The 1,696-nt window shown below is 44.6% G+C and carries 2 protein-coding genes; both read left to right on the top strand.

Features of this window, described 5'->3' with window-relative positions:
- Positions 1-225: 225 nt before the first annotated feature.
- Positions 226-1,497, top strand: coding sequence for a UbiH/UbiF/VisC/COQ6 family ubiquinone biosynthesis hydroxylase (locus E1160_RS00120; protein WP_155152963.1), 1,272 nt, complete (start codon positions 226-228; stop codon positions 1,495-1,497).
- Positions 1,428-1,696 (top strand): AEC family transporter (locus E1160_RS17490; RefSeq protein ID WP_407923880.1); only part of this gene is annotated, 269 nt, incomplete at its 3' end. The genes E1160_RS00120 and E1160_RS17490, both read left to right, overlap by 70 nt.

Raw genomic sequence — 1,696 nt, 5'->3', positions numbered from 1 at the left:
ATTGCATTGCAGCAATACCAAGAAAAACCCTATGTTTATGCCTAATATTTAATCACTATTTTATATATGCCTATATTTTAATCATATATATTAACCACTGGCTCTTTTAGACAAAAAAGCCTATATATGCGGCAAATCAATTTAGCTTTTTTGCACGTATATTATATAGAAGCAGATTCAGACGCGTTGATTTGAACAAGTCGCATATTACGAAAGGTGGCATCCATGTCCCAAAATTCTGATATCTTCAAAGTTGATGTAGCAATTGCTGGCGGCGGCCTCGTAGGCATGACCCTTGGCTGTGCTTTGGCAAAAGGCGGCTTAAAAGTCGCCGTGATCGATTTCGACACACCAAGCTATCAGGTAGAAGGCGATTATGATGGACGCGCTTCGGCAATCTCCTATGGATCAGCGCAAGTATTTAAAGGTATCGGTCTTTGGGATTATATCGAAGACCATGCCAGCCCAATCTATGATGTACGGATTGCTGATGGTCATCCGATGCGTGGTATCTCGCCTTTATTTATGCATTATGATCATCGTGATCTGGGCGAAGAATATGGTGAGGCAGCCCTAGGCTATATTATTGAGAACCGCCAAACACGTGTTGCGCTTTATAAATTGGCAAAAGAATATGAAACAACCGATGCAGGTGGGGAACTTCATCTATGTCACCCCGTCGGCGTGGCTACCATTGAACGAACCAGCCATAAAGCAACATTGACACTGACAGATGGTCGACAAATCGAAGCAGCCCTGGCGGTTGCTGCGGATGGACGAAAGTCCAAAATTCGCACAGAAGCAGGCATTAAACATAATGAATGGAACTACGATCAAACCGCCATTGTCTGTACTGTGGAACATGAACGCGACCACCAAGGCACAGCGGTCGAACTATTCCTGCCCAATGGCCCCTTTGCCATGCTGCCAATGACGGATGGTCGCACCAATATCGTCTGGTCAGAAAAAACCAAACTAGCCAAAGAATTTATGGATTTGCCCGAAGAAGACTTCATGGCTGAATTGCAACTTCGCTTTGGTGATTGGTTAGGTGATTTAAAACTCGCCGGCCCACGATTTGCTTATCCCTTAAATTTGGTACTGGCTGATCATTATGTAGAAGATAGGCTCGTATTAGCAGGGGATGCCGCCCATGGCATTCATCCAATTGCAGGACAAGGCTATAATCTTGGTATCCGCGATGTGGCTGCCTTGGCAGAAATTTTGGTGGATGCAAAACGTTTAGGTCTTGATATCGGATCACATAGTATTTTAACAGAATATGAAAAATGGCGTCGCTTTGATAATGTTATGTTAGCGGCGGTTTGCGATGGCTTATTACGATTGTTTTCAAATGATCATGCATCGATCCGTTTGGCACGTGATCTTGGCTTGGCAGCCCTTAACAAAGTCATGCCCGCGAAAAAATTCTTTATGCGCCATGCCATGGGTGTGATTGGGGATTTACCGCGCCTTATCCGCGGCGAGAAACTGTAAGATCAAGGCAGGATCACAGGATAAAAAATGCGTTAGGGCTTTTTGATTTTGAGGGCGATGTACGTGGTATTGTCCTCATTCAGGTCGCCATACCATCCGCCGTATTCAATTATTTATTTGCCAATTTATACGACCACCAGCCGGAGGAAGTAGCAGGTGTGATCGTTGTCAGCTCAGTGATATGCCTTATTACGCTCCC

This window comes from Curvivirga aplysinae (assembly GCF_009711445.1).
Lineage (GTDB): Bacteria > Pseudomonadota > Alphaproteobacteria > UBA8366 > Aestuariispiraceae > Curvivirga > Curvivirga aplysinae.
This window is presented reverse-complemented; position numbering and strand designations above follow the sequence as displayed.

What these genes read in the sequence shown, in the direction of transcription:
- E1160_RS00120 (WP_155152963.1), top strand. Translation starts at nt 226, where the DNA reads ATGTCCCAAAATTCTGATATCTTCAAAGTTGATGTAGCAATTGCTGGC.